Origin of the sequence: Enterobacter asburiae, from assembly GCA_011754535.1 — a bacterium.
Classification (GTDB): domain Bacteria; phylum Pseudomonadota; class Gammaproteobacteria; order Enterobacterales; family Enterobacteriaceae; genus Enterobacter; species Enterobacter cloacae_N.
Map to the genome: position 1 here is coordinate 1962914 of JAAQVN010000001.1, position 20992 is coordinate 1983905.

Annotated in this window: 21 protein-coding genes; 14 read left to right on the plus strand and 7 right to left on the minus strand. The window is 57.4% G+C overall.

Annotated elements, in window-relative coordinates:
- Positions 1 to 61 precede the first annotated feature (61 nt).
- Genes HBM95_09245 through xthA form a run of 5 tightly spaced genes read right to left on the minus strand, consistent with a single transcriptional unit; the run spans position 62 to position 4856 of the window.
- Positions 62 to 682: an ATP-binding cassette domain-containing protein gene (locus HBM95_09245; GenBank protein NIH43113.1), complete on the minus strand. Its 621-nt coding sequence runs from the start codon at positions 680 to 682 to the stop codon at positions 62 to 64.
- On the minus strand, positions 682 to 2211 hold the full coding sequence (locus HBM95_09250; GenBank protein ID NIH43114.1) for a thiamine ABC transporter permease: 1530 nt from the start codon (positions 2209 to 2211) through the stop codon (positions 682 to 684). Before HBM95_09250 ends, HBM95_09245 begins: the two co-directional genes overlap by 1 nt.
- Positions 2184 to 3353, minus strand: coding sequence for an ABC transporter substrate-binding protein (locus tag HBM95_09255; GenBank protein NIH43115.1), 1170 nt, complete (start codon positions 3351 to 3353; stop codon positions 2184 to 2186). The genes HBM95_09250 and HBM95_09255 overlap by 28 nt, the downstream gene beginning before the upstream one ends.
- Before the next feature lie 6 nt (positions 3354 to 3359).
- Complete coding sequence (locus HBM95_09260; GenBank protein NIH43116.1) at positions 3360 to 4043, minus strand: TVP38/TMEM64 family protein; 684 nt, start codon at positions 4041 to 4043, stop codon at positions 3360 to 3362.
- Between the two features lie 6 nt (positions 4044 to 4049).
- Positions 4050 to 4856, minus strand: coding sequence for an exodeoxyribonuclease III (gene xthA, locus HBM95_09265; GenBank protein NIH43117.1), 807 nt, complete (start codon positions 4854 to 4856; stop codon positions 4050 to 4052).
- A gap of 433 nt (positions 4857 to 5289) precedes the next feature.
- Here xthA and HBM95_09270 point away from each other — a divergent pair, with 433 nt between their 5' ends.
- The 7 genes from HBM95_09270 (at position 5290) to ves (ending at position 13000) form a co-directional block, all read left to right on the plus strand.
- On the plus strand, positions 5290 to 6510 hold the full coding sequence (locus HBM95_09270; protein ID NIH43118.1) for an aspartate aminotransferase family protein: 1221 nt from the start codon (positions 5290 to 5292) through the stop codon (positions 6508 to 6510).
- The gene (gene astA / locus HBM95_09275) at positions 6507 to 7541 is read left to right on the plus strand and encodes an arginine N-succinyltransferase (protein ID NIH43119.1); all 1035 of its coding nucleotides are present in this window, start codon (positions 6507 to 6509) and stop codon (positions 7539 to 7541) included. Before HBM95_09270 ends, astA begins: the two co-directional genes overlap by 4 nt.
- Positions 7538 to 9025 (plus strand): succinylglutamate-semialdehyde dehydrogenase, encoded by a 1488-nt coding sequence (astD, locus tag HBM95_09280; protein ID NIH43120.1) that lies wholly within the window; start codon positions 7538 to 7540, stop codon positions 9023 to 9025. Before astA ends, astD begins: the two co-directional genes overlap by 4 nt.
- On the plus strand, positions 9012 to 10337 hold the full coding sequence (gene astB, locus HBM95_09285; protein ID NIH43121.1) for an N-succinylarginine dihydrolase: 1326 nt from the start codon (positions 9012 to 9014) through the stop codon (positions 10335 to 10337). The genes astD and astB overlap by 14 nt, the downstream gene beginning before the upstream one ends.
- Positions 10338 to 10347: 10 nt before the next feature.
- The gene (astE, locus tag HBM95_09290; protein ID NIH43122.1) at positions 10348 to 11313 is read left to right on the plus strand and encodes a succinylglutamate desuccinylase; all 966 of its coding nucleotides are present in this window, start codon (positions 10348 to 10350) and stop codon (positions 11311 to 11313) included.
- A 336-nt stretch (positions 11314 to 11649) separates the two neighbouring features.
- Positions 11650 to 12144: an ATP-independent periplasmic protein-refolding chaperone gene (spy, locus tag HBM95_09295; protein NIH43123.1), complete on the plus strand. Its 495-nt coding sequence runs from the start codon at positions 11650 to 11652 to the stop codon at positions 12142 to 12144.
- Between the two features lie 298 nt (positions 12145 to 12442).
- Positions 12443 to 13000 (plus strand): environmental stress-induced protein Ves, encoded by a 558-nt coding sequence (gene ves / locus HBM95_09300; GenBank protein ID NIH43124.1) that lies wholly within the window; start codon positions 12443 to 12445, stop codon positions 12998 to 13000.
- On the opposite strand, the gene cho is transcribed toward ves, so the two are convergent.
- Positions 12978 to 13856: an excinuclease Cho gene (gene cho, locus HBM95_09305; GenBank protein ID NIH43125.1), complete on the minus strand. Its 879-nt coding sequence runs from the start codon at positions 13854 to 13856 to the stop codon at positions 12978 to 12980. The two genes, ves and cho, sit on opposite strands and share 23 nt — an antisense overlap.
- 178 nt (positions 13857 to 14034) lie before the next feature.
- Complete coding sequence (nadE, locus tag HBM95_09310) at positions 14035 to 14862, minus strand: ammonia-dependent NAD(+) synthetase (GenBank protein NIH43126.1); 828 nt, start codon at positions 14860 to 14862, stop codon at positions 14035 to 14037.
- A gap of 232 nt (positions 14863 to 15094) precedes the next feature.
- Between nadE and osmE the strand changes: the two genes are divergently transcribed.
- The 7 genes from osmE to chbG all read left to right on the plus strand — a co-directional run bounded on the left by osmE (position 15095) and on the right by chbG (position 20946).
- A complete protein-coding gene (gene osmE / locus HBM95_09315; GenBank protein NIH43127.1) occupies positions 15095 to 15439 on the plus strand; it encodes an osmotically-inducible lipoprotein OsmE in 345 nt (114 codons plus the stop codon).
- A 281-nt stretch (positions 15440 to 15720) separates the two neighbouring features.
- Positions 15721 to 16038, plus strand: coding sequence for a PTS N,N'-diacetylchitobiose transporter subunit IIB (gene chbB / locus HBM95_09320; protein NIH43128.1), 318 nt, complete (start codon positions 15721 to 15723; stop codon positions 16036 to 16038).
- An 80-nt stretch (positions 16039 to 16118) separates the two neighbouring features.
- Positions 16119 to 17477: a PTS N,N'-diacetylchitobiose transporter subunit IIC gene (gene chbC, locus HBM95_09325; protein ID NIH43129.1), complete on the plus strand. Its 1359-nt coding sequence runs from the start codon at positions 16119 to 16121 to the stop codon at positions 17475 to 17477.
- Positions 17478 to 17524: 47 nt separating this feature from the next.
- Positions 17525 to 17872 (plus strand): PTS N,N'-diacetylchitobiose transporter subunit IIA, encoded by a 348-nt coding sequence (gene chbA, locus HBM95_09330; GenBank protein ID NIH43130.1) that lies wholly within the window; start codon positions 17525 to 17527, stop codon positions 17870 to 17872.
- A gap of 5 nt (positions 17873 to 17877) precedes the next feature.
- The gene (chbR, locus tag HBM95_09335) at positions 17878 to 18720 is read left to right on the plus strand and encodes a transcriptional regulator ChbR (protein ID NIH43131.1); all 843 of its coding nucleotides are present in this window, start codon (positions 17878 to 17880) and stop codon (positions 18718 to 18720) included.
- 109 nt (positions 18721 to 18829) lie between these two features.
- A complete protein-coding gene (locus HBM95_09340; GenBank protein ID NIH43132.1) occupies positions 18830 to 20185 on the plus strand; it encodes a 6-phospho-beta-glucosidase in 1356 nt (451 codons plus the stop codon).
- Between the two features lie 11 nt (positions 20186 to 20196).
- A complete protein-coding gene (gene chbG / locus HBM95_09345; protein ID NIH43133.1) occupies positions 20197 to 20946 on the plus strand; it encodes a chitin disaccharide deacetylase in 750 nt (249 codons plus the stop codon).
- Positions 20947 to 20992: the final 46 nt, after the last annotated feature.

Sequence of the window (20992 nt, forward strand, 5' to 3'; positions counted from 1 at the left end):
CGTCAGTAAAAGAGGGGGGCATTGTCGTCTCTCCCGAAACGGAAAACATTGCGTTAGCACATTATTGCCAGCGAGAAATCTCCATCACCTCGCCGCCGGGCGGAATATCGTCCTCGTCATGGGTGACCAGCACCACCGGAATATTGCGCGCGCGGACGGTGTCAAACACCCATGCCCGGAACGTCGTGCGTAACGCTTTATCAAGGCGGCTGAACGGTTCGTCCAGCAGCAGCGCCTGCGGCTCTGCGAGCAGAGCGCGCAGCAGGCTAACCCGGGCACGCTCGCCGCCGGAAAGCGTGGCCGGATCGCTGGCGTAATGACCGCTCAGCCCGGCGGAAGCCAGCGCCTGCTCGACCGCTTCCCGACGCGCGCGTCCGACGATCCGCTCGGGCAGCGCCAGCATCAAATTCTGCCCGACGCTGAACGGGTCAAACAGCAGCGCGTCCTGAAAAAGAATGCCCAGACCGCGGGATTCGACGGGCAAACCGTCGCAGCGGCGTTCGTCGAGCCACATTTCGCCCCGCGCCTGAAACTCGTCTGACAGCGCGCCGGCCATCCAGGCAAAAAGGGTCGATTTGCCGCTGCCGGACGGCCCCATCAGGGTGACAATCTCCCCGCGGGGTACGCAAAAATTGACCCCGCGGAAAAGCGGTTCGATGGTGAGATTGCTTACCTTCAGCATTAACGTAATCCTTGACGGTAGCGGCCCGCGAGCCGGGATAACAGCGCGGCAAGGCCGAATACGACGCCCGTGACGAGCAATAATCCCAGGGCACGGTTCGCGAGAACCGGGATACTGCCCCCGCTGCTGAGCGCGACGGTCTCAGTGGTCAGCGTGGCGAAACGCCCCGCGCCCAGCCAGAGCGTCGGCATATATTGCGCCATGCTGACGGAAAATCCGGTGGCAAAGGCCAGCAGCGCAGGGCGCACCAGCATGGGGCATTTCAGCAGTAAGAATATTTTTTCCCGCCGCCAGCCGAGCGTTCTGGCGGTAAGGATAAGCCGGGGATCGATCTGCCGCCAGGCCGGTTGCAGCACCAGCAGCATCCACGGTAGCACCCACAGAAGATGGCTCCAGAGGACGGCGGCAAAGCGTCCATCGAGCCCCAGATGCAAAGCAACCGCGTATTGCCCGGTGACGAGCGGCAGGGCCGGAAGGGCGAGCGGTAACCACACCCACGCCGCGCCTCGTTGCGGCCCCCATTCCAGCCAGAGAAAAATGACGATAAGGGCGATAAGGCTCGAAAGCAGACCGAAGGAAAGGCTGATGCCCACGGGACCCACGTCGTCCCGTTGCGCCAGCATCAACAGCACGGCGGCGCACAGGATGCCGCAGGCGGGCAGAAACCCGCTGAATGCGCGTTCAGGCAGCACGATATGCGACCTGCGACGCGTACCTGTCTGGTCTGGAATCGCGCGACGCCAGGCCTTCCACAGACCGTACCCCAGCGCGGCAAGCACGGCCAGCAGGCAAAGGAGCAGCAGGCACAGCAGCGTCCCTTTTGCCTGCTGCTGCGTGTCGCCCTGGCTCAGCCACTGCCAGGCCAGCACGGCCAGCGTGGGCGGGTTGCCGGGCCCGAGAACGATCGCCACGTCCACGACCGACAGCGACCACGCCAGCACCGCCAGCATCACCGCCCCGAGAACGGGCGCGATCGCCGGAAGGATCAGCCAGCTGAGCGTCTGAAAACGCCCGTAGCCGAAGGTCTGCAGGACGATCTTCTGCTGCGCGAGCCCTTTTTCCGGCAGCACGGCGTAAATCGCCCACAGCACAAACGCGCTCTCTTTGACCGCGAGCGTCAGGCCCAGCCCGGCGCCGTAGCGGTCAAACGGCGGCGAACAGACGGTACAAACCTGATACAACAGACCGCCCTCGGCAAACAGCAGTAGCGCGCTGGTGGCGAAGGCTACGTGGGGGATCGCCAGCAGCCACGGCAGGCGCGTGCTGAGGCGCCGCCAGCGGTTGCCGGGCCAGAAAAGGGCCACGAGAGAAAGGGCGATAAACAAGGCCCCCAGCGTGGCGATAAGCGTTGAGACCAGCGTGGCTACGGCTGCCTGCGGCAGCTGCGGATCGTTCAGCAGCCGCTGCCAGTTCGTTACGGAAAAGGCCGGTGCGAACAGCATGGCGCCAGCGGGCAGGATCGGCAGATAAATCACCGCCATCGCCAGCCAGACAAGCCAGCTTAACGGGTGCCGTAACGACGCAGCCATTCCTGCTCCAGCGCGTTCACCCAGGCGGACTGCGGCTCCGCGAGCATCTTCGGCAATCCCTGAGGCGTATGGACCATCAGCTGTTTCGCTTCACCTTCGGGCAGCGTTTTCGCATCCAGCACGCTCGGATCTCCCCAGACTGCCGGGTCGGCCTTGCGGATCTGCGCCTGCGGCGACAGCAGGAAATTGGCGACCACTTTCGCCCCCGCACTCGCGCTGGCATTGGCCGGAACAGCCACAAAATGCACGTTGCCGAGCATCCCGTCGCGAAAACCAAAGCTGTAGCTGTCGGCAGGCAGCTCGCCGCTCGCCACTTTTTGCTGCGCGTGCGCCGGGTTAAAGGTCAGCGACAGGTTCAGGCTGCCGCTGGCAAGCAGGGCATCCATCCGGGCGGGCGAGGGAGGGAAATCTTTTCCTTCACGCCACAGCAGCGGGTGCAGCTTATCGAGGTAGGCCCAGAGCGGCGCCGTAACCTGAGCAAACGTAGCGTCAGGCGCTTTTTGTAACGCCTCGGGATGCGCCGCAAGCGTCAGCAGCAGCTGCTCCAGAAAGGCCGTGCCGGTAAAATCGGGCGGGCGAGGATAGCTGACTTTGCCCGGGTGCTGCTGCGCGTACGCCAGCAGCGCCTGAGGATCTTCTGGCGGCGTCGGCATGCTGACCCGGCGGGCGATAAAGGTCAGCTGCGCGCCGCCCCACGGCGACTCCGCGCCGTCTGTGGGAATGGCAAAATCTTCCGTGACGGGTTTGCGGGTATCGACATAGCGCCAGTTAGGCAACCTCTGCGCCCACCCGGTTTGCAGCAGGTTAGCCTCTTTCAGGGTGCGGAAGTTTTCGCCGTTGACCCACAGCAGGTCGACCGAGCCGTTGGTCTTTCGCCCTGAAGTGGCTTCGGTCTGGATACGTTTGACCGCATCGGCGGCATCCGCCAGCGGGACGATTTTTAGCGTAATGGCATAGTGCGTTTGCATCTCACCGCTAACCCACTCAAGGTAGCGGTTGACCGCCGGATCGCCGCCCCAGGCGTTAAACCAGACGGTCTGGCCTTTGGCCTGCTGTTGAACAGTTTGCCAGCCTTCGGCGGCATAGAGGGGGGCTGCCAACAGCAGACCGGTCAGAAACGTGCAAAAACGCACACGGCGCATAATGCCTCACTTTTTAGCAGAAGGGAGATAGCGGGATAAGAGCCGGCGCGTGGCCAGCGGTAATAACCCCAGTAGTGTAAAGGCGAATACCATGCCCGGCGACAAAATATCGCGAAGCGATGCCACTTTTCCCAGCTCCCGCCCGGCGTTCAGAAAGACAACCGTCGCGGGCAGCATGGCGACTTGGCTGACCCACCAGTAGCGCCGCACCGTGATGCGTGTCAGCCCCATGAGCAAATTCACCAGAAAAAACGGGAACAGCGGCATCAGGCGCAGGGCAAAAAGATACCCCGTGCCGTCGCGCGCCATGCCGGCATTCACCGTTGTCATCTGACGGGCAAACTGCCGTTGCACCCAGTCGCGCAGCAGGTAACGGCTGGCGAGCATCGCCAGCGTGGCCCCGAGCGTGGAGGCAAACGAAACCAGCACGGTGCCTTCCCACAGCGTGAATAACGCCCCGCCCAGCAGGGTCAGAACTGCTGCGCCGGGTATCGACAGGGCGGAAACCGCAACATAAAGCGCAAAGAAGATCAGCGCGCTACGCAGCGGCGCGCGGTCGACATGGGAGAGTAACGTCTGCTGATGCGTTTTAATTCCTGCCAGAGAGAGCGTGTCAGGCGGCAGAAAGACAAATGTCATAAGAAATGCGCCCAGAAGGGCGCACAGGAAAAGTGTTTTTCGCATGTTCACGCGCGATTACAGCTTGAATTTAGCCCATACTGGCGCGTGGTCCGACGGTTTTTCCATGCTGCGGATGTCGTAGTCGATTCCGGTTTCGATGCAGCGCTCTGCCAGCGGCGTGCTGGCCAGCAGCAGATCGATACGCAGGCCGCGGTTGTCGTCAAAGCCCTTTGAGCGGTAGTCAAACCACGAGAAGCGATCCTGCGTTTCCGGGTTGGCACTGCGGAAGGTATCCACCAGGCCCCAGCCCAGCAGGCGCTCCATCCACTCACGCTCTTCCGGCAGGAAAGAACATTTGCCGGTGCGCAGCCAGCGCTTGCGGTTCTCTTCGCCGATGCCGATATCGAGATCCGTCGGGCTGATGTTCATGTCGCCCATGATCAGCACCGGATTCTCTTTTTTCAGTTCGGTCGTCAGGTAATTCTGTAGATCCTGATAAAACTTCGCTTTGGCCGGGAATTTTGTCTCGTGATCGCGGCTCTCGCCCTGCGGGAAATAGCCGTTAATGACCGTGATGTTCCCGAGCGCGGAAGGCACTTCCGCCATGATGATGCGGCGCTGCGCTTCTTCTCCGTCGCCGGGGAAGCCGCGGCGCACGGAAACCGGCGTATCTTTGGTGAGCAGCGCGACGCCATAGTGACCTTTCTGACCGTGGTAAAAGACGTTATAGCCAAGTTTCGCCACCTCTTCGAGGGGGAACATGTCGTCGTGAACCTTGGTCTCCTGCAGGCCGATCACATCTGGCTGATGTTGCTCAACAATGGCTTCAAGCTGATGGGGGCGGGCGCGCAGGCCGTTGATATTAAAAGAGACAAATTTCATAGTCGCTGCCAGTGCAAGGTGAATAGTGCATGGATGGTAGCAGAATTTGCGTCAACTGTTACTGGGTTCGACCAATAACTGCGACAGATCATGCCGGTGGTGCAATATTTGCACCATTCTGACGCGCTTCGCCCCGAAAGAGGGCGTAAATGGCCGATAAATTTCGCGAGTGATCACAATTCCAGAATTATATTTGGCCTCTGCATACTCTTTCTGATTTTCATGCGGCAAAGCGCCGCTTGTCGTAAAAATATTCACTTTTTATGCACTAACAGTGAATAACTCCATGTTGTAACTTGTTGATATTCTGTTACCTCAACCCGTTTATGCAATTTTATCGCTGGCTGGCACGAAGGCTGCAATCTACATTCACAATGCAAACACTCAATTATTTAACATTCAAATAACTTTTTATTTACCGGATGAGGTCGCTATGTCTCTGTCAATTACGCGTGAAAATTTCGATGAATGGATGATGCCGGTTTACGCTCCGGCGGCTTTTATTCCGGTTCGCGGGGAAGGCTCACGCCTGTGGGATCAGCAGGGTAAAGAGTATATCGACTTTGCAGGTGGGATTGCGGTCAATGCGCTGGGTCATGCGCACCCTGCGCTGCGTCAGGCGCTGAATGACCAGGCGGCGAAGTTCTGGCATACCGGCAATGGCTTTACCAACGAACCCGCACTGCGCCTGGCGAAAAAGCTGATTGACGCGACATTTGCCGAAAAAGTCTTTTTCTGTAACTCCGGGGCGGAAGCCAATGAAGCGGCGCTGAAGCTGGCGCGCAAATATGCCCACGATAAGTTTGGTACGCACAAAAGTGGGATTGTGGCGTTTAAAAATGCCTTCCATGGACGCACGCTCTTTACCGTGAGCGCGGGCGGCCAGCCTTCTTATTCACAGGATTTTGCCCCGCTGCCGCCGGATATTCGCCACGGCATCTATAACGACCTGCAGTCCGCCAGCGAGCTGATTAACGACACCACCTGCGCGGTGATCGTCGAGCCGATGCAGGGCGAGGGCGGCGTGCTTCCGGCGCAAAAGGCATTCCTTCAGGGGCTGCGCGAGCTGTGCGACCGTCACAACGCGGTCCTGATCTTCGACGAAGTGCAGACCGGCGTGGGCCGCACCGGCGAGCTGTATGCCTATATGCACTACGGCGTGACGCCGGACGTGCTCTCTACCGCCAAAGCGCTGGGCGGCGGCTTCCCGATTGGCGCGACGCTGACTACCGATAAATTCGCCAGCGTGATGACCGTGGGCACGCACGGCACGACCTACGGCGGCAACCCGCTGGCGACCGCCGTCGCCGGACAGGTTCTTGACATCATTAACACACCTGAGGTGCTGAAGGGCGTTAAACAGCGTCACGAGTGGTTCGTTGAGCGCCTGAACGCCATCAACGGCAAGCTTGGCCTGTTTAAAGAAATTCGCGGTCTGGGGCTGTTAATCGGCTGCGAGCTCACCGCTGAGTTTGCCGGAAAAGCTAAACTTATTTCACAGGAAGCGGCAAAAGTGGGCGTGATGGTGCTGATTGCCGGTGCCAACGTGGTGCGTTTTGCGCCTGCGCTGATCGTCAGCGAGGAAGAGGTGCAAACCGGTCTGGACCGTTTTGCGCTGGCGTGTGAAAAGGTGAAATCCGGGGTGTCATCATGATGGTCATCCGTCCCGTTGAGCGCGACGATATCGCCGGGCTCATGCAGCTTGCCGGTAAGACGGGAGGCGGGCTGACCTCGCTTCCTGCCGATGAAAAAACGCTGTCGGCGCGCATTGAGCGCGCCCTGCAAACCTGGCAGGGGACGTTGCCAAAAAGCGAACAGGGTTACGTGTTCGTGCTGGAAGACACCGACACGGGGAGCGTGGCCGGGATTTGCGCCATCGAAGTGGCCGTCGGGCTTAACGACCCGTGGTACAACTACCGCGTCGGCACCATGGTTCATGCCTCGAAAGAGCTGAACGTCTATAACGCGCTGCCCACGCTGTTTCTCTGTAATGACCACACGGGCGCCAGCGAGCTCTGCACGCTGTTCCTCGACCCGGCGTGGCGCAAAGAGGGCAACGGCTATCTGCTCTCCAAATCTCGCTTTATGTTTATGGCCGCCTTCCGCGATCGCTTTAATGAAAAAGTGGTGGCAGAGATGCGCGGCGTGATCGACGACAAAGGCTACTCTCCCTTCTGGGAAAGCCTGGGCGAGCGCTTCTTCTCGATGGAGTTCAGCCGGGCGGACTATCTCTGCGGCACGGGCCAGAAAGCCTTTATTGCCGAGCTGATGCCTAAACATCCTATCTATACCCATTTCTTAACGCCGGAAGCGCAGGCGGTGATCGGTGAAGTGCATCCGCAAACCGCGCCTGCCCGTGCGGTGCTGGAGAAAGAGGGCTTCCGCTACCGTAACTACGTCGACATCTTTGACGGCGGACCGACGCTTGAGTGTGATATTGACCGCGTGCGCGCGATCCGCAAAAGCCGCCTGGTTGAGGTATCCGAAGGCCAGCCTGCGCCGGGTGACTGGCCGGCTTGCCTGGTGGCGAACGAAAATTACGCCAACTTCCGTGCCATGCTGGTGCGGGCCAACCCGAAATGTGAACGTCTGGTGCTGACGGCTGCTGAGCTGGATGCCCTGAAATGTAACGCCGGCGATACGGTTCGCCTGGTGCGTCTCTGCCCTGAGGAGAAAACAGCATGACATTATGGATTAACGGTGACTGGGTCACGGGCGAAGGCGAACAGCGCACAAAGACCAATCCGGTTGGAAAAGAAGTTCTCTGGAGGGGGAATGACGCCAGCGCCGCGCAGGTCGAGCAGGCCTGCCGTGCCGCGCGCCGCGCATTTCCCGCGTGGGCAAAACATCCTTTCACCGAGCGCCAGGGGATTGTTGAAAAGTTTGCCGGTCTGCTGGAGGCGAACAAAGCCGAACTGACGCGCATCATCGCGTCTGAAACCAGTAAACCGCGCTGGGAAGCGGCAACCGAAGTGACGGCGATGATTAATAAGATCGCCATTTCGGTCAAGGCGTACCACACCCGCACCGGCGAACAGCATACCGAGATGCCGGACGGCGCGGCCACGCTGCGCCACCGTCCGCACGGCGTGCTGGCGGTGTTTGGCCCGTATAACTTCCCGGGGCATCTGCCGAATGGCCACATTGTGCCCGCGCTGCTGGCGGGCAATACCGTTATCTTCAAACCGAGCGAGCTCACGCCGTTAACCGGCGAGGCGGTGGTGAAGCTGTGGGAACAGGCTGGCCTGCCGCCGGGCGTACTGAACCTCGTGCAGGGCGGACGGGAAACCGGCCAGGCGCTCAGTGCGCTGAGCGATATTGACGGCCTGCTGTTTACCGGCAGCGCCGGAACGGGTTATCAGCTGCACCGCCAGCTGGCGGGCCAGCCGGAAAAAATCCTGGCGCTGGAGATGGGGGGCAACAACCCGCTGATTGTGGAAGACCCTGACGATATCGACGCCGCGGTGCACCTGACGATCCAGTCCGCCTTTATTACCGCCGGACAGCGCTGTACCTGCGCTCGCCGCCTGCTGGTCAAGCGCGGCGCGCAGGGGGATGCCTTCCTGAAACGTCTGGTAGAGGTGAGCGCGCGTCTGGTGCCTGCCGCGTGGGATGCCGACCCGCAACCGTTTATCGGCGGGCTGATTTCCGAACAGGCCGCGCTGAACGTGCTGAAGGCCTGGCAGGACCACGTCGCGCGCGGCGCGAAAAGCCTGCTGGAGCCGAAGCAGGTTCAGCCGGGTACCTCGCTGCTGACGCCGGGCATCGTTGAGATGAGTGGCGCGAGCAACGTGCCGGATGAAGAGGTGTTTGGCCCGCTGCTGTGCGTCTGGCGTTACGACGATTTTGACGCGGCCATTGCGATGGCCAATAACACCCGCTACGGCCTGTCGAGCGGGCTGATTTCACCGCATCGCGAGAAGTTTGATCGCCTGCTGCTGGAAGCGCGCGCCGGGATCGTGAACTGGAATAAACCGCTGACCGGGGCGGCGAGCACCGCGCCGTTCGGCGGCGTAGGGGCATCCGGTAACCATCGCGCCAGCGCGTGGTATGCCGCCGATTACTGTGCGTGGCCGATGGCGAGCCTGGAAACCCCGGCGCTGACGCTGCCGGAGACGCTCAACCCGGGGCTGGACTTTAGCGAAGGGGCTCGACATGAAAGCGCGTGAAGTTAACTTTGACGGGCTGGTGGGGCTTACGCACCACTATGCCGGTCTCTCTTTTGGTAACGAAGCCTCGACGAAGCACCGCTTTCAGGTCTCCAACCCGAAACTGGCGGCGAAGCAGGGGCTGCTAAAAATGAAGGCGCTGGCGGATGCCGGTTTCCCGCAGGCGGTGATCCCGCCGCAGGAACGCCCGAACGTGGCCGTGCTGCGCCAGCTCGGTTTCACCGGCAGCGATGAGCAGGTGGTCGAAAAAGCGGGCACGCAGACGCCGCACCTGCTCTCTGCCGCGAGCTCCGCCTCCTCAATGTGGGTGGCCAACGCGGCGACCGTCGCCCCGTCAGCCGATACGCTGGATGGCAAAGTCCACCTGACGGTGGCGAACCTGAACAACAAATTCCACCGCGCCACCGAAGCGGACACCACCGAGCGCGTGCTGCGCGCCATTTTCAAGCATGACGCCCATTTTGAGGTCCATCAGGCCCTGCCGCAGGTGGCGATGTTTGGCGACGAAGGTGCGGCCAACCATAACCGTCTGGGGGGCGATTACGGCGATCCCGCCGTGCAGCTGTTTATTTACGGGCGCGAGGAGGGCGGGCATTCCGCCCCGGTCCGTTATCCAGCGCGTCAGACGCTGGCGGCCAGCCAGGCGGTGGCCCGCCTGAACCAGGTCAATCCCTCACAGGTTATTTTTGCCCAGCAGAACCCGCAGGTGATCGATCAGGGGGTGTTTCATAACGACGTGATTGCTGTATCCAACCGCCAGGTGCTGTTCTGTCATGAGCAGGCCTTTGCCCATCAGGAGAAGCTGCTTACCACGCTGCGCGAACGCGTGCCCGGCTTTATGCCGATTCAGGTGCCAACGCAGGCGGTCAGCGTGCAGGACGCGGTCGAAACCTATCTGTTCAACAGCCAACTGCTGAGCCGCGATGACGGTAGCATGATGCTGGTGCTGCCGCAGGAGTCCCGGGATCATCAGGGCGTGTGGCGCTATCTCACTGAACTGGTGAAGGCCGATAACCCGATTGACGAGCTTCGCGTCTTTGACCTGCGCGAAAGCATGGCCAACGGCGGTGGTCCCGCCTGTCTGCGCCTGCGGGTCGTGTTAACGTCGAATGAAATGCAGGCCGTTAACCCGGCTGTGATGATGAATGAGGCGCTGTTCAACACCCTGAACGACTGGGTAGATCGCTACTATCGCGACCGGTTAACGCAGGCCGATCTGGTCGACCCGCAGCTGCTGCGCGAAGGGCGCGAGGCGCTGGACGCGTTATCGACAATCCTGCAGCTGGGATCGGTTTATCCGTTCCAGCGCTAGAGGAGTGGGTATGGAAAATTTACTGGCGCTGACCCTGGCGGATGAAACGCCGGAACAGAGCGAGGGGGAAGGCCCCTCATTCCGCTGGCGGTGGCAGGGGCGCGGGGTGCTTGAGCTGACGCCGAGCGCAAAAAGCGATCTCTCGCTGCTGCTTTCCACTGGGATTCACGGGAATGAAACCGCACCCGTTGAGATTGTCGATGGGCTGCTGCGCGCGCTTTATCGCGGAGAAATCACCCTTGCGTGCCGCGTGCTGGTGGTGCTTGGCAACCCGCCTGCGCTGGCGCAAAACAAACGGTACCTGGTGAGTGATATTAACCGCATGTTTGGCGGTCGCTGGTCGCAGTTCCCGCAGAGCGACGAAACGGCGCGCGCTCAGTGGCTGGAGAACGTCGTGACGACGTTTTTTGCCGCGGTGGGGCCAGCGCGCTGGCATCTCGATCTGCATACGGCGATCCGCGCCTCTTACCATGTGCGCTTCGGCGTTCTGCCGCAGCGCAATCAGCCGTGGGATGAGGGCTTTTTGAGCTGGCTCGGGGATGCCGGGCTGGAGGCGCTGGTGTTCCATCAGTCGCCGGGCGGAACGTTTACGCACTTTACCTGTGAAAACTTCGGTGCGCTGTCCTGTACGCTGGAGCTGGGAAAAGCACTACCGTTCGGACAGAACGATCTTACGCGCTTTGCGCCAACGCGTCTCGCGCTTCGGGAGCTGCTCGGTGGGACAGCTCCCGAGCACGCACATCAGCCCGTTGAGCGGTACCGGGTCGTACAGCAGATCACCCGCCGTAGCAATGCTTTCCAGCTTCATATGGCCGCGCATACCCTGAACTTCACGCCGTTTCGCAAAGGGGCGCTGCTTGCGGAAGATGGCGAAGATCGTTATGAGGTGCAGAAAACAACCGAATATGTGCTGTTCCCTAACCCCACAGTGGCGTTTGGCCTGCGAGCCGGTCTGATGCTGGAAAAACTCTCCTGACCTTTCCCCTCTCGTCATCCGGGAGGGGAAGTAGAAATGTTTTCTTAGCGATTAAAGCGTTCTGACTTGTTTTACGGAATATTCCTGGCGAATTGCTTTATTATTCACCTTCACTCCGTTATAGTTCTGCTAAATATATTTAAAATCATCGATTTGAATATTTTTTGTTGCAACTCTCCACGCTTTATCCTTATTTCCTCCACATTTGGCGAAAAATTGTTTTTTACACTTTCATTGTTTTACCGTTGCTCTGACTAATTGACGATAAACCCCGTAAAGTTAATCTCGTCAACACGGCATAGCGCCGAAGAATAACTGAAAGAAAGGAAATAAATTATGCGTAAGTTTACTGCACTGTTTGTTGCTTCTACCCTGGCTCTGGGCGCTACCAGCATGGCGTTCGCCGCAGATACCGCAACCACCGCTGCCGCGCCGGCTGAGGGCAAAATGATGATGCATCATCAAGGCAAGCCGGGTATGCACCATGAAATGATGATGTTTAAAGATCTGAACCTGACGGACGCGCAGAAGCAGCAGATCCGCGAGATCATGAAAAGCCAGCGCGACCAGATGAAGCGTCCTCCGCTGGAAGAGCGCCGCGCAATGCATGACATCATTGCCAGCGACAGCTTCGATAAGGCGAAAGCTGAAGCGCAGATCGACAAAATGGCCGAGCAGCATAAAGCCCGCATGCTGGCTCACATGGAAACCCAGAACAAGATCTACAACATTCTGACCCCGGAACAGAAAAAACAGTTTAATGCCAATTTTGAGAAGCGTCTGACAGAACGTCCGGCGATGGAAGGTAAAATGCCAGCACCAACCGAATAATCGGTTCACTCTCTTAAGACCGCCGGGATCCTGTCCACAAAAGCGCAATCGCTGTGGACAGGACCGGCGGTTTTTCTATTCTGCCCTCTTGTCTGCCGCCGCCAGCGCGGTATTCTCCTGTAGTCGCTTCAGAGAATGTTTGTAGAGTCATGGCGTTAGCTTTTTTTACTAACGCTCCTCTAAGGCCTGCCCGCTCTGCTGCCGATACTGTGTCTGTGAATCTCTAACGATAACAAACAAGACTGCAAGGATAGCGATATCCTTGCCCTGGCACGGGTTGTGCCATTCAGGAGTGGTGATGGAGTTCTTTGATATTCGTAAGATGCCGGTCAGCCTCTGGCGCAATGGTGCCGGCGAAACGCGAGAAATTTGCTGTATTCCTCCCGCGACGCGCGATTTTTTCTGGCGTGCCAGTATCGCGACCATCGCCAGCAACGGCGAATTCTCTTCGTTTCCCGGTGTCGACCGGGTAATTACGCTGCTGGAAGGCGGGGAGGTGACGCTGGATGCCGGTCAGGCGTTCTGCCATACCCTTAAACAGCATCAGCCTTACAGTTTTGCCGGCGATTTGCCGGTGAAGGCGCTGCTTTCCGATGGCAGGATGGCGATGGACTTCAACATCATGACCCGGCGCGACTGCTGTCAGGCGAAGGTACGGGTTGCCGATCGTACCTTTACCACCTTTGGCTCGCGCGGAGGCGTGGTGTTTGTATTAAGCGGGGCATGGCAGCTGGGTGATAAATTGCTGACGGCCGATCAGGGCGCCAGCTGGCAGGAGGGGACCCATACTCTGCGTCTGCTGGAGTCACAGGGTACCCTGCTGTTCAGTGAAATTAACTGGCTGCCGGGTCACTGAGCGCGATGACCTCGAACTTGCCCGCTAAGACGGGCTTGCAGAGGATTTTGTAGCCGTCGTGGTCGAATCCGGCGGGGGTGCGCAACAGGGTTGCCGCGTCGCTTAAATCATCGACAGCCCCCAGCCAGAGCCAGTTATTGACGATGTGATACTGCGTCATGGTTTCACCCACCTCTTTTAGCGCAACGGCGCCGTCCCACGGCCAGCAGTTGACGCTGATGGCCGCCAGACCGCTGAGGAGACGGGTGTGATGCGCCTCAAGGCTCTCTTTCCCGCAGCAGGCGCCTGCGCAGCGCTTCAGCGCGGAGCGAAAACAGGCACGGCCCCGCGTGGTGCCCTCTAACCTTAAAAGGCTGTAGCATAGCTGCAGCTCGTCGGCGAGCGCCTGGAGAGACTGCAGGGCCGCACGCTTGTTTGCGAATAATCCAAAGAGATTAGGGGCATGTGAAAAATCGACTTCGCGGGCGTACACCACCTGCGGCTTGCCGTCGGCGATCTGCAGGGAGCAGAGCTGACGGTTGCGTCGCAGGCGCTTATTAAAGAGCGGCTGCTGCTCCTTTATCAGCCGGGCTTCCAGCAACAGCGCGCCCATTTCTCCCGCCGTCTGGAACCAGGTAATGCGTCGCGACTGGCGCAGCATGGCGGCCTCGTCCGGGGTACGCAGGTGAGATAACACCCGGCTGCGAATGTTAACGCTTTTGCCGATGTAGAGCGGCAGGGTGTCGCTTTCACCGTGAAAGATGTACACGCCCGGCTGTTTGGGCAACGCCTCAAGCCAGGGGCGGAGATGTTCGGGATATTCATAGATAGCCGCCGCTTCAAACTCAAGACGCGGGGCGGATTGACGCCTGCTCACATACTGCTCCATATACTGTTCAGGTATACAGTGTAGCAGGTGTGCTGTGGTTAAAAAAGAGCCGGGTGGCGGCTACGCCTTACCCGGCCAGGACGTGCGGCCTGATGCCCTCACCCCAACCCTCTCCCACGAGAGAGGGCGCAAACATTAAAAGCGGTAACCTGGTTACCGCTTTGCTTTATTTTTTCCAGAAGTCGTCAAACACCGTAATTGGCGTGTGGCGCTTGTGCTCGGTTTTCAGATACCAGCCTTCGATAATTTTCGCGGTACCTTCATCCAGCGTTTTGCCTTCCAGATAGTCATCAATGTTGTCATAGGTGACGCCAAGGGCGGCTTCATCCGGCAGGGAAGGGCGATCGTCTTCCAGATCCGCTGTCGGCGCTTTCTTGTACAGGTGCTCAGGGCAGCCCAGCGCGGCGAGCAGCTGCTTGCCCTGTCGCTTGTTGAGACGGAAAATCGGGTTTATGTCGGTGCCGCCATCGCCGTATTTGGTGAAGAAACCGGTGATCGCTTCTGCCGCATGGTCGGTGCCTACCACAACGCCTTTGGTCATCCCAGCGATGCTGTACTGCGCTTTCATGCGCTCGCGCGCTTTCTCGTTGCCGCGCACAAAATCGCTCAACTCAATACCCGCTTCGCGAAGCGCCTGCTCGCTTGCCAGCACCGAGCCTTTAATATTGACGGTGAGCACGCGGTCAGGCTGGATGAAGGCGATGGCATCCTGGCAGTCCTGTTCGTCCGCCTGTACGCCATAAGGCAAACGCACGGCGATAAACTGCAGCGCGTCATCGCCCGTCTCTTCGCGAAGCTCTGAAATCGCCATTTGACAGAGTTTACCGGTCAGGGTTGAGTCCTGCCCGCCGCTGATGCCCAGCACCAGGGATTTCAGGAAAGCGTTCTTTTTTAAGTACGACTTTAAAAAATCCACGCTGCGGCGGATCTCTTCATGTGCATCTATTGCAGGCTTTGCGCCCAGCGCCTGAATAATCTCTTGTTGCAGAGCCATCATGCCCTCCATATGCAGAACATAAACAGAATGTGTTAACTGTTAAAACTAAACCTTTGAGCGGAAAACGACAAGGATCACAGTTTCGAGTGCGTTAATTTGCGGCGATTTAGCAGGTTATCGTTGTTTTATTAGAATTTTCCGAAATTCGTCTGGCATAAATCACAAAGTTGAACAATAGTACTTTTTATTCCATGCTTAGATAACACGCTGATAAACAAGAGGACGGAATATGAACAAGAACGTAGCAGGAATTCTTAGCGCAGCGGCGGTACTGACGATGCTGGCAGGGTGTACAGCTTACGATCGCACCAAGGATCAGTTTACCCAGCCCGTGGTTAAAGACGTTAAAAAAGGGATGACCCGTTCGCAGGTGGCTGCAATCGCCGGCAAGCCTTCTTCTGAAGTCACCATGATTCACGCGCGCGGTACGTGTCAGACCTATATCCTGGGTCAACGTGATGGTAAGGCAGAGACCTACTTCGTCGCGCTGGATGATACCGGACATGTGATTAACTCCGGCTATCAGACCTGTGCTGAATACGACACCGATCCGCAGGCACCTAAGGCGCAGTAACCCTGCTTGCCTGACGATGTTAATAAGCCGGCCCATGGGCCGGTTTTTTTATGCATACGTAAATCTTATTTCTTTGCGCGAATTATTTGCCTGAAATGTGAAGGGAGTCAACAAGCCAGGTCAATGAGAGACAATTTGAGTCTATCCAGAATTATCCCCTGTCTGTACCATTGCGTATACTCACTCCAACGATAAACAACAGTATGCAAGCTACCTGTCTGCCGGGACAGCGAGTCGAGTGATAGCGCGACGGCAGGTAGTCCTACAAGAGGGAAATTACGATGGAAAAGAAACATATCTACCTGTTCTGCTCAGCCGGCATGTCAACCTCGCTTCTGGTGTCAAAGATGCGCGCGCAGGCTGAAAAGTATGAAGTCCCTGTGGTGATTGAAGCGTTTCCAGAGACGCTGGCGGGCGAAAAAGGCCAGAAAGCCGATGTTGTTTTACTGGGGCCTCAAATTGCCTACATGCTGCCCGAAATTCAACGACTGTTACCGAATAAACCGGTCGAGGTGATCGACTCGGGGCTGTACGGCAAGATTGATGGTTTAGGTGTACTAAAAGCTGCTGTGGCAGCCATTAAAAAAGCTGCTAATTAATTTTTATTTTTCCCGTCAAAGAGTTATTTCACACACAATTACGCCGTAACATGCGTTACGGCATTTAAGGGTATTTTCCTATGAGTAAAGTCATCGCTTCACTTGAAAAGGTACTCCTTCCTTTTGCTGTTAAAATAGGAAAGCAGCCTCACGTTAATGCCATCAAAAACGGTTTTATTAAATTAATGCCGTTGACGCTGGCAGGGGCCATGTTCGTTTTAATTAACAACGTTTTTCTTAGCTTTGGTGAAGGTTCCTTCTTTTATTCATTAGGAATTCGGTTAGACGCTTCCACTATTGAAACCCTTAATGGTTTTAAAGCCATCGGCGGCAACGTCTATAACGGTACGTTGGGTATTATGTCGCTGATGGCGCCTTTCTTTATCGGGATGGCGCTGGCTGAAGAGCGGAAAGTGGATCCGCTGGCCGCCGGGTTATTATCCGTTGCCGCGTTTATGACCGTCACGCCATACAGCGTGGGGGAGGCGTATGCCGTCGGCGCGAACTGGCTGGGTGGCGCCAACATTATCTCCGGTATTGTTATCGGCCTGGTGGTGGCAGAAATGTTCACCTTTATTATCCGTCGCAACTGGGTCATCCGTCTGCCGGATAGCGTACCGGCCTCCGTTTCTCGTTCATTTTCCGCGTTGATCCCAGGCTTCATTATTCTCTCCATCATGGGGATTATCGCCTGGGCGCTCTCTCACTGGGGCACGAACTTCCACCAGATCATCATGGACTCTATCTCTACGCCGCTGGCGTCGATGGGTGGCGTGGTCGGTTGGGCGTATGTGATTTTCACCTCTCTGCTGTGGTTCTTCGGCGTGCATGGTTCACTGGCACTGGCCGCGCTGGACAGCGGGATTATGACCCCATGGGCACTGGAAAACGTTGCGCTTTACCAGCAGTACGGCTCCGTTGATGCGGCGCTGGCGGCAGGTAAAACCTTCCATGTGTGGGCGAAGCCGATGCTTGACTCCTATATCTTCCTGGGTGGTACCGGGGCGACCCTGGGTCTGATCATCGCGGTCTTTATTGTCTCTCGTCGCGCTGACTACCGTCAGGTGGCGAAACTGGCGCTGCCATCGGGCATCTTCCAGATTAACGAGCCGATTCTGTTCGGTCTGCCAATCATCATGAACCCGGTAATGTTTATCCCGTTCATTCTGGTGCAGCCGCTGCTGGCAGCGATCACCCTGACGGCCTATTACATGGGTATTATTCCACCGATCACCAACATTGCACCGTGGACCATGCCGGCAGGTCTGGGCGCGTTCTTTAACACCAACGGTAGCGTCGCGGCCTTCCTGCTGGCGATATTCAACCTCGGGATTGCCACCCTGCTGTACATGCCATTCGTGGCGATTGCGAACAAAGCCGCCACCATCATTGATGAAGAAGAGAGCGAAGAGGAAATTGCCCTCTCACTGAAATTCTAAGATTGACCGGCGCGGGGAAGCCCGCGCCAGCCACAAGGAGCTTAAACATGTTAGATTTGGATAGTATCGTCGCAGACGAAGCCGCAGAGAACGATCTCGAAGAAGTGGTGATGGGCCTCATCATCAACTCCGGTCAGGCGCGCAGCCTGGCGTATGCCGCACTGAAGCAGGCCAAGCAGGGCGATTTCGCCGCCGCGAAAACCATGATGGAGCAGTCCCGCACGGCGCTGAACGAAGCGCACCTGGTGCAGACAAAGCTGATTGAAAGCGACCAGGGCGAAGGGAAGATGAAGGTCAGTCTGGTGCTGGTACACGCACAGGATCACCTGATGACGTCCATGCTGGCGCGCGAGCTGGTGGCGGAGTTGATTGAGCTTCACGAGAAAATGCATTAAGTCGGATTGAGCAGCAGGAGGTCAGCACGATGGAAATCAAAACCGCATTTGAACAGCAACTGTTTAATGGCAAAAATTTTCACGTGGTTATCTACAACAAGACGGAGAGCGCCAGCGGTCTGCACCAGCATGACTACTATGAGTTCACGATTGTTCTGACCGGGCGCTACTACCAGGAGATCAACGGTAAGCGCGTCCTGCTAGAGCGAGGGGATTTTGTCTTCCTGCCGATGGGTTCCTATCACCAGAGCTTTTACGAATTTGGCGCGACCCGCATTCTGAACGTGGGCGTCAGCAGACGCTTCTTTGAGAAGCACTATCTGCCGCTGGTGCCGTTCTGCTTTGTGGCGTCCCAGGTCTACCGTGTGAAAAACGAGTTCATGACCTGGATTGAAACGGTCATCGCCTCGCTTAACTTCCGCGACAATGAATTTGATGAGTTTATTGAAACGGTGACCTTCTACGTGATGAACCGGTTGCGGCATCACCGTGAAGAGCAGCAGGTGACGGATGATGTTCCACAGTGGCTGCGCAGCACCGTGGAACTGATGCACGATAAAGGCCAGTTCAGCGAAAATGCGCTGGAAAATATGGTATCCCTCTCGGGGAAATCCCAGGAATATCTGACCCGCGCGACGCAGCGTTATTATCGTAAAACGCCGGTGCAAATTATTAATGAAATCCGCATTAACTTTGCCAAAAAACAGCTGGAAATTACCAACTATTCTGTCACCGATATTGCGTATGAGTCAGGATACAGCAGTCCCAGTCTGTTTATTAAAACTTTTAAAAAATTGACGTCATTCACACCGAACAGCTACCGGAAGAATTTAACGGTAATTAATTAACTTTCGGCGGGTTACCCGCCACAAATATTGCTTTAATGGCTTGCCCAAATAGCGGGAAGAGTACGCTATACCTTGCAGGCGATTAACCTGATACGCTAAGGGAGATATTATGCAAAAGAAATTAAAAGTCGTAACCATTGGCGGCGGCAGCAGCTATACCCCGGAATTACTTGAAGGCTTTTTAAAACGCTATCACGAATTACCGGTCAGCGAATTATGGCTGGTGGATGTTGAGGAAGGTCAGGAGAAGCTGGATATTATTTTCGACCTGTGCAAGCGCATGGTTGAGAAAGCGGGCGTGCCTATGACCGTGCATAAATCCGTCGATCGTCGCCTGGCGCTGAAGGATGCGGATTTCGTCACTACCCAGCTGCGCGTCGGCCAACTGAAAGCGCGCGAGCTGGACGAGCGTATTCCGCTGAGCCACGGCTATCTGGGGCAGGAGACCAACGGCGCGGGCGGCCTGTTCAAAGGCCTGCGTACCATTCCGGTGATTTTCGACATCGTAAAAGATGTGCAAGAGGTCTGCCCGAACGCGTGGGTGATTAACTTCACTAACCCGGCCGGAATGGTGACCGAGGCGGTTTATCGTCATACCAGTTTCAAACGCTTTATCGGCGTCTGCAATATCCCGATCGGCATGAAGATGTTTATCCGCGACGTGCTGGAGCTGACCGACAGTGACGATCTTTCTATCGACCTGTTCGGCCTGAACCACTTGGTGTTCATTAAGGACGTCATCGTGAACGGAAAATCGCGCTTTGCCGAGCTGCTCGACGGCGTGGCTTCCGGTCGCCTGACCGCGGCCTCCGTGAAGAACATCTTTGACCTGCCGTTCAGCGAAGGGCTTATCCGCTCGCTGAATCTGCTGCCGTGCTCGTACCTGCTTTACTACTTCAAGCAGAAAGAGATGCTGGCCATCGAAATGGGCGAGTACTATAAGGGCGGCGCGCGCGCGCAGATCGTTCAGAAAGTTGAGAAGCAGCTGTTCGATTTGTATAAAGATCCGAACCTGAACGTTAAACCGAAAGCGCTGGAGCAGCGCGGCGGGGCCTATTATTCTGATGCGGCGTGTGAAGTGATCAACGCCATCTACAACGACAAGCAGGCGGAGCACTATGTCAACGTGCCGCATCACGGCCATATCGACAATATCCCGGCTGACTGGGCGGTTGAGATGACCTGCATCCTGGGACGCGATGGCGCTAAACCGCATCCACGCATCACCCACTTCGATGATAAGGTCATGGGCCTGATCCACACCATCAAAGGCTTTGAAGTGGCGGCAAGCAATGCAGCGCTGAGCGGCGAGCTCAATGACGTGCTTCTGGCGCTGAACCTTAGCCCGCTGGTGCATTCCGACCGCGATGCGGAGCAGCTGGCCAGCGAGATGATCCTGGCGCATGAAAAATGGTTGCCGAACTTTGCCGCCACGATCGAGAAGCTGAAGTTCAAACATCACTGAGAGGACGCACAATGGAAAACCTGCTGATCGTTAATGCTGATGACTTTGGCCTCTCTAAAGGTCAGAACTACGGCATTATTGAAGCCTGTCGTCGGGGGGTTGTAACCTCTACCACGGCACTGGTGAATGGTGAGGCGGTTGAACACGCGGCGCAGCTGAGCCGCGAGGTGCCGGAGTTGGGCGTCGGCATGCATTTTGTGCTGACGCTCGGGATGCCGCTTTCGCCAATGCCGGGCCTGACGCGCGACGGCCTGCTGGGCAAATGGATTTGGGAGCTGGCGGAGCAGGACGCTCTGCCGCTCGAAGAGGTTGCCCGTGAGCTGGACTGCCAGTACAACCGCTTTGTTGATCTGTTTGGCAAGGCGCCGACGCATATTGACAGCCACCATCATGTGCACATGATCCCGGCGATTTTCCCGATCGTTGCGGTGTTTGCCCAACGCAAAGGCGTGGCGATGCGCGTGGATCGTGAGGTGCAGGGCGTGCCGGACTGTGCCGTGAAAACAACTGAGGGGTTCAGCAGCGCCTTTTACGGCGACGAGATCGACGAAGCGCTGTTCCTGAAGGTGCTGGAAGATTCCGCCGCCAGGGGGGAACGGTCGCTGGAAGTTATGGCGCATCCTGCTTTTGTCGATAACATAGTGCGGAAAAGCGCCTACTGCTGGCCGCGCCTCGCTGAGCTGGACGTGTTAACGTCGGCCTCGCTTAAGTATGCGATTGCCGAGCGTGGGTATCGTCTGGGGACGTTTGGGGATCTGTGAGATAAAGCCCGGCGGCGAGGTAAAAGCAAAACGGTAACCTGGGTTA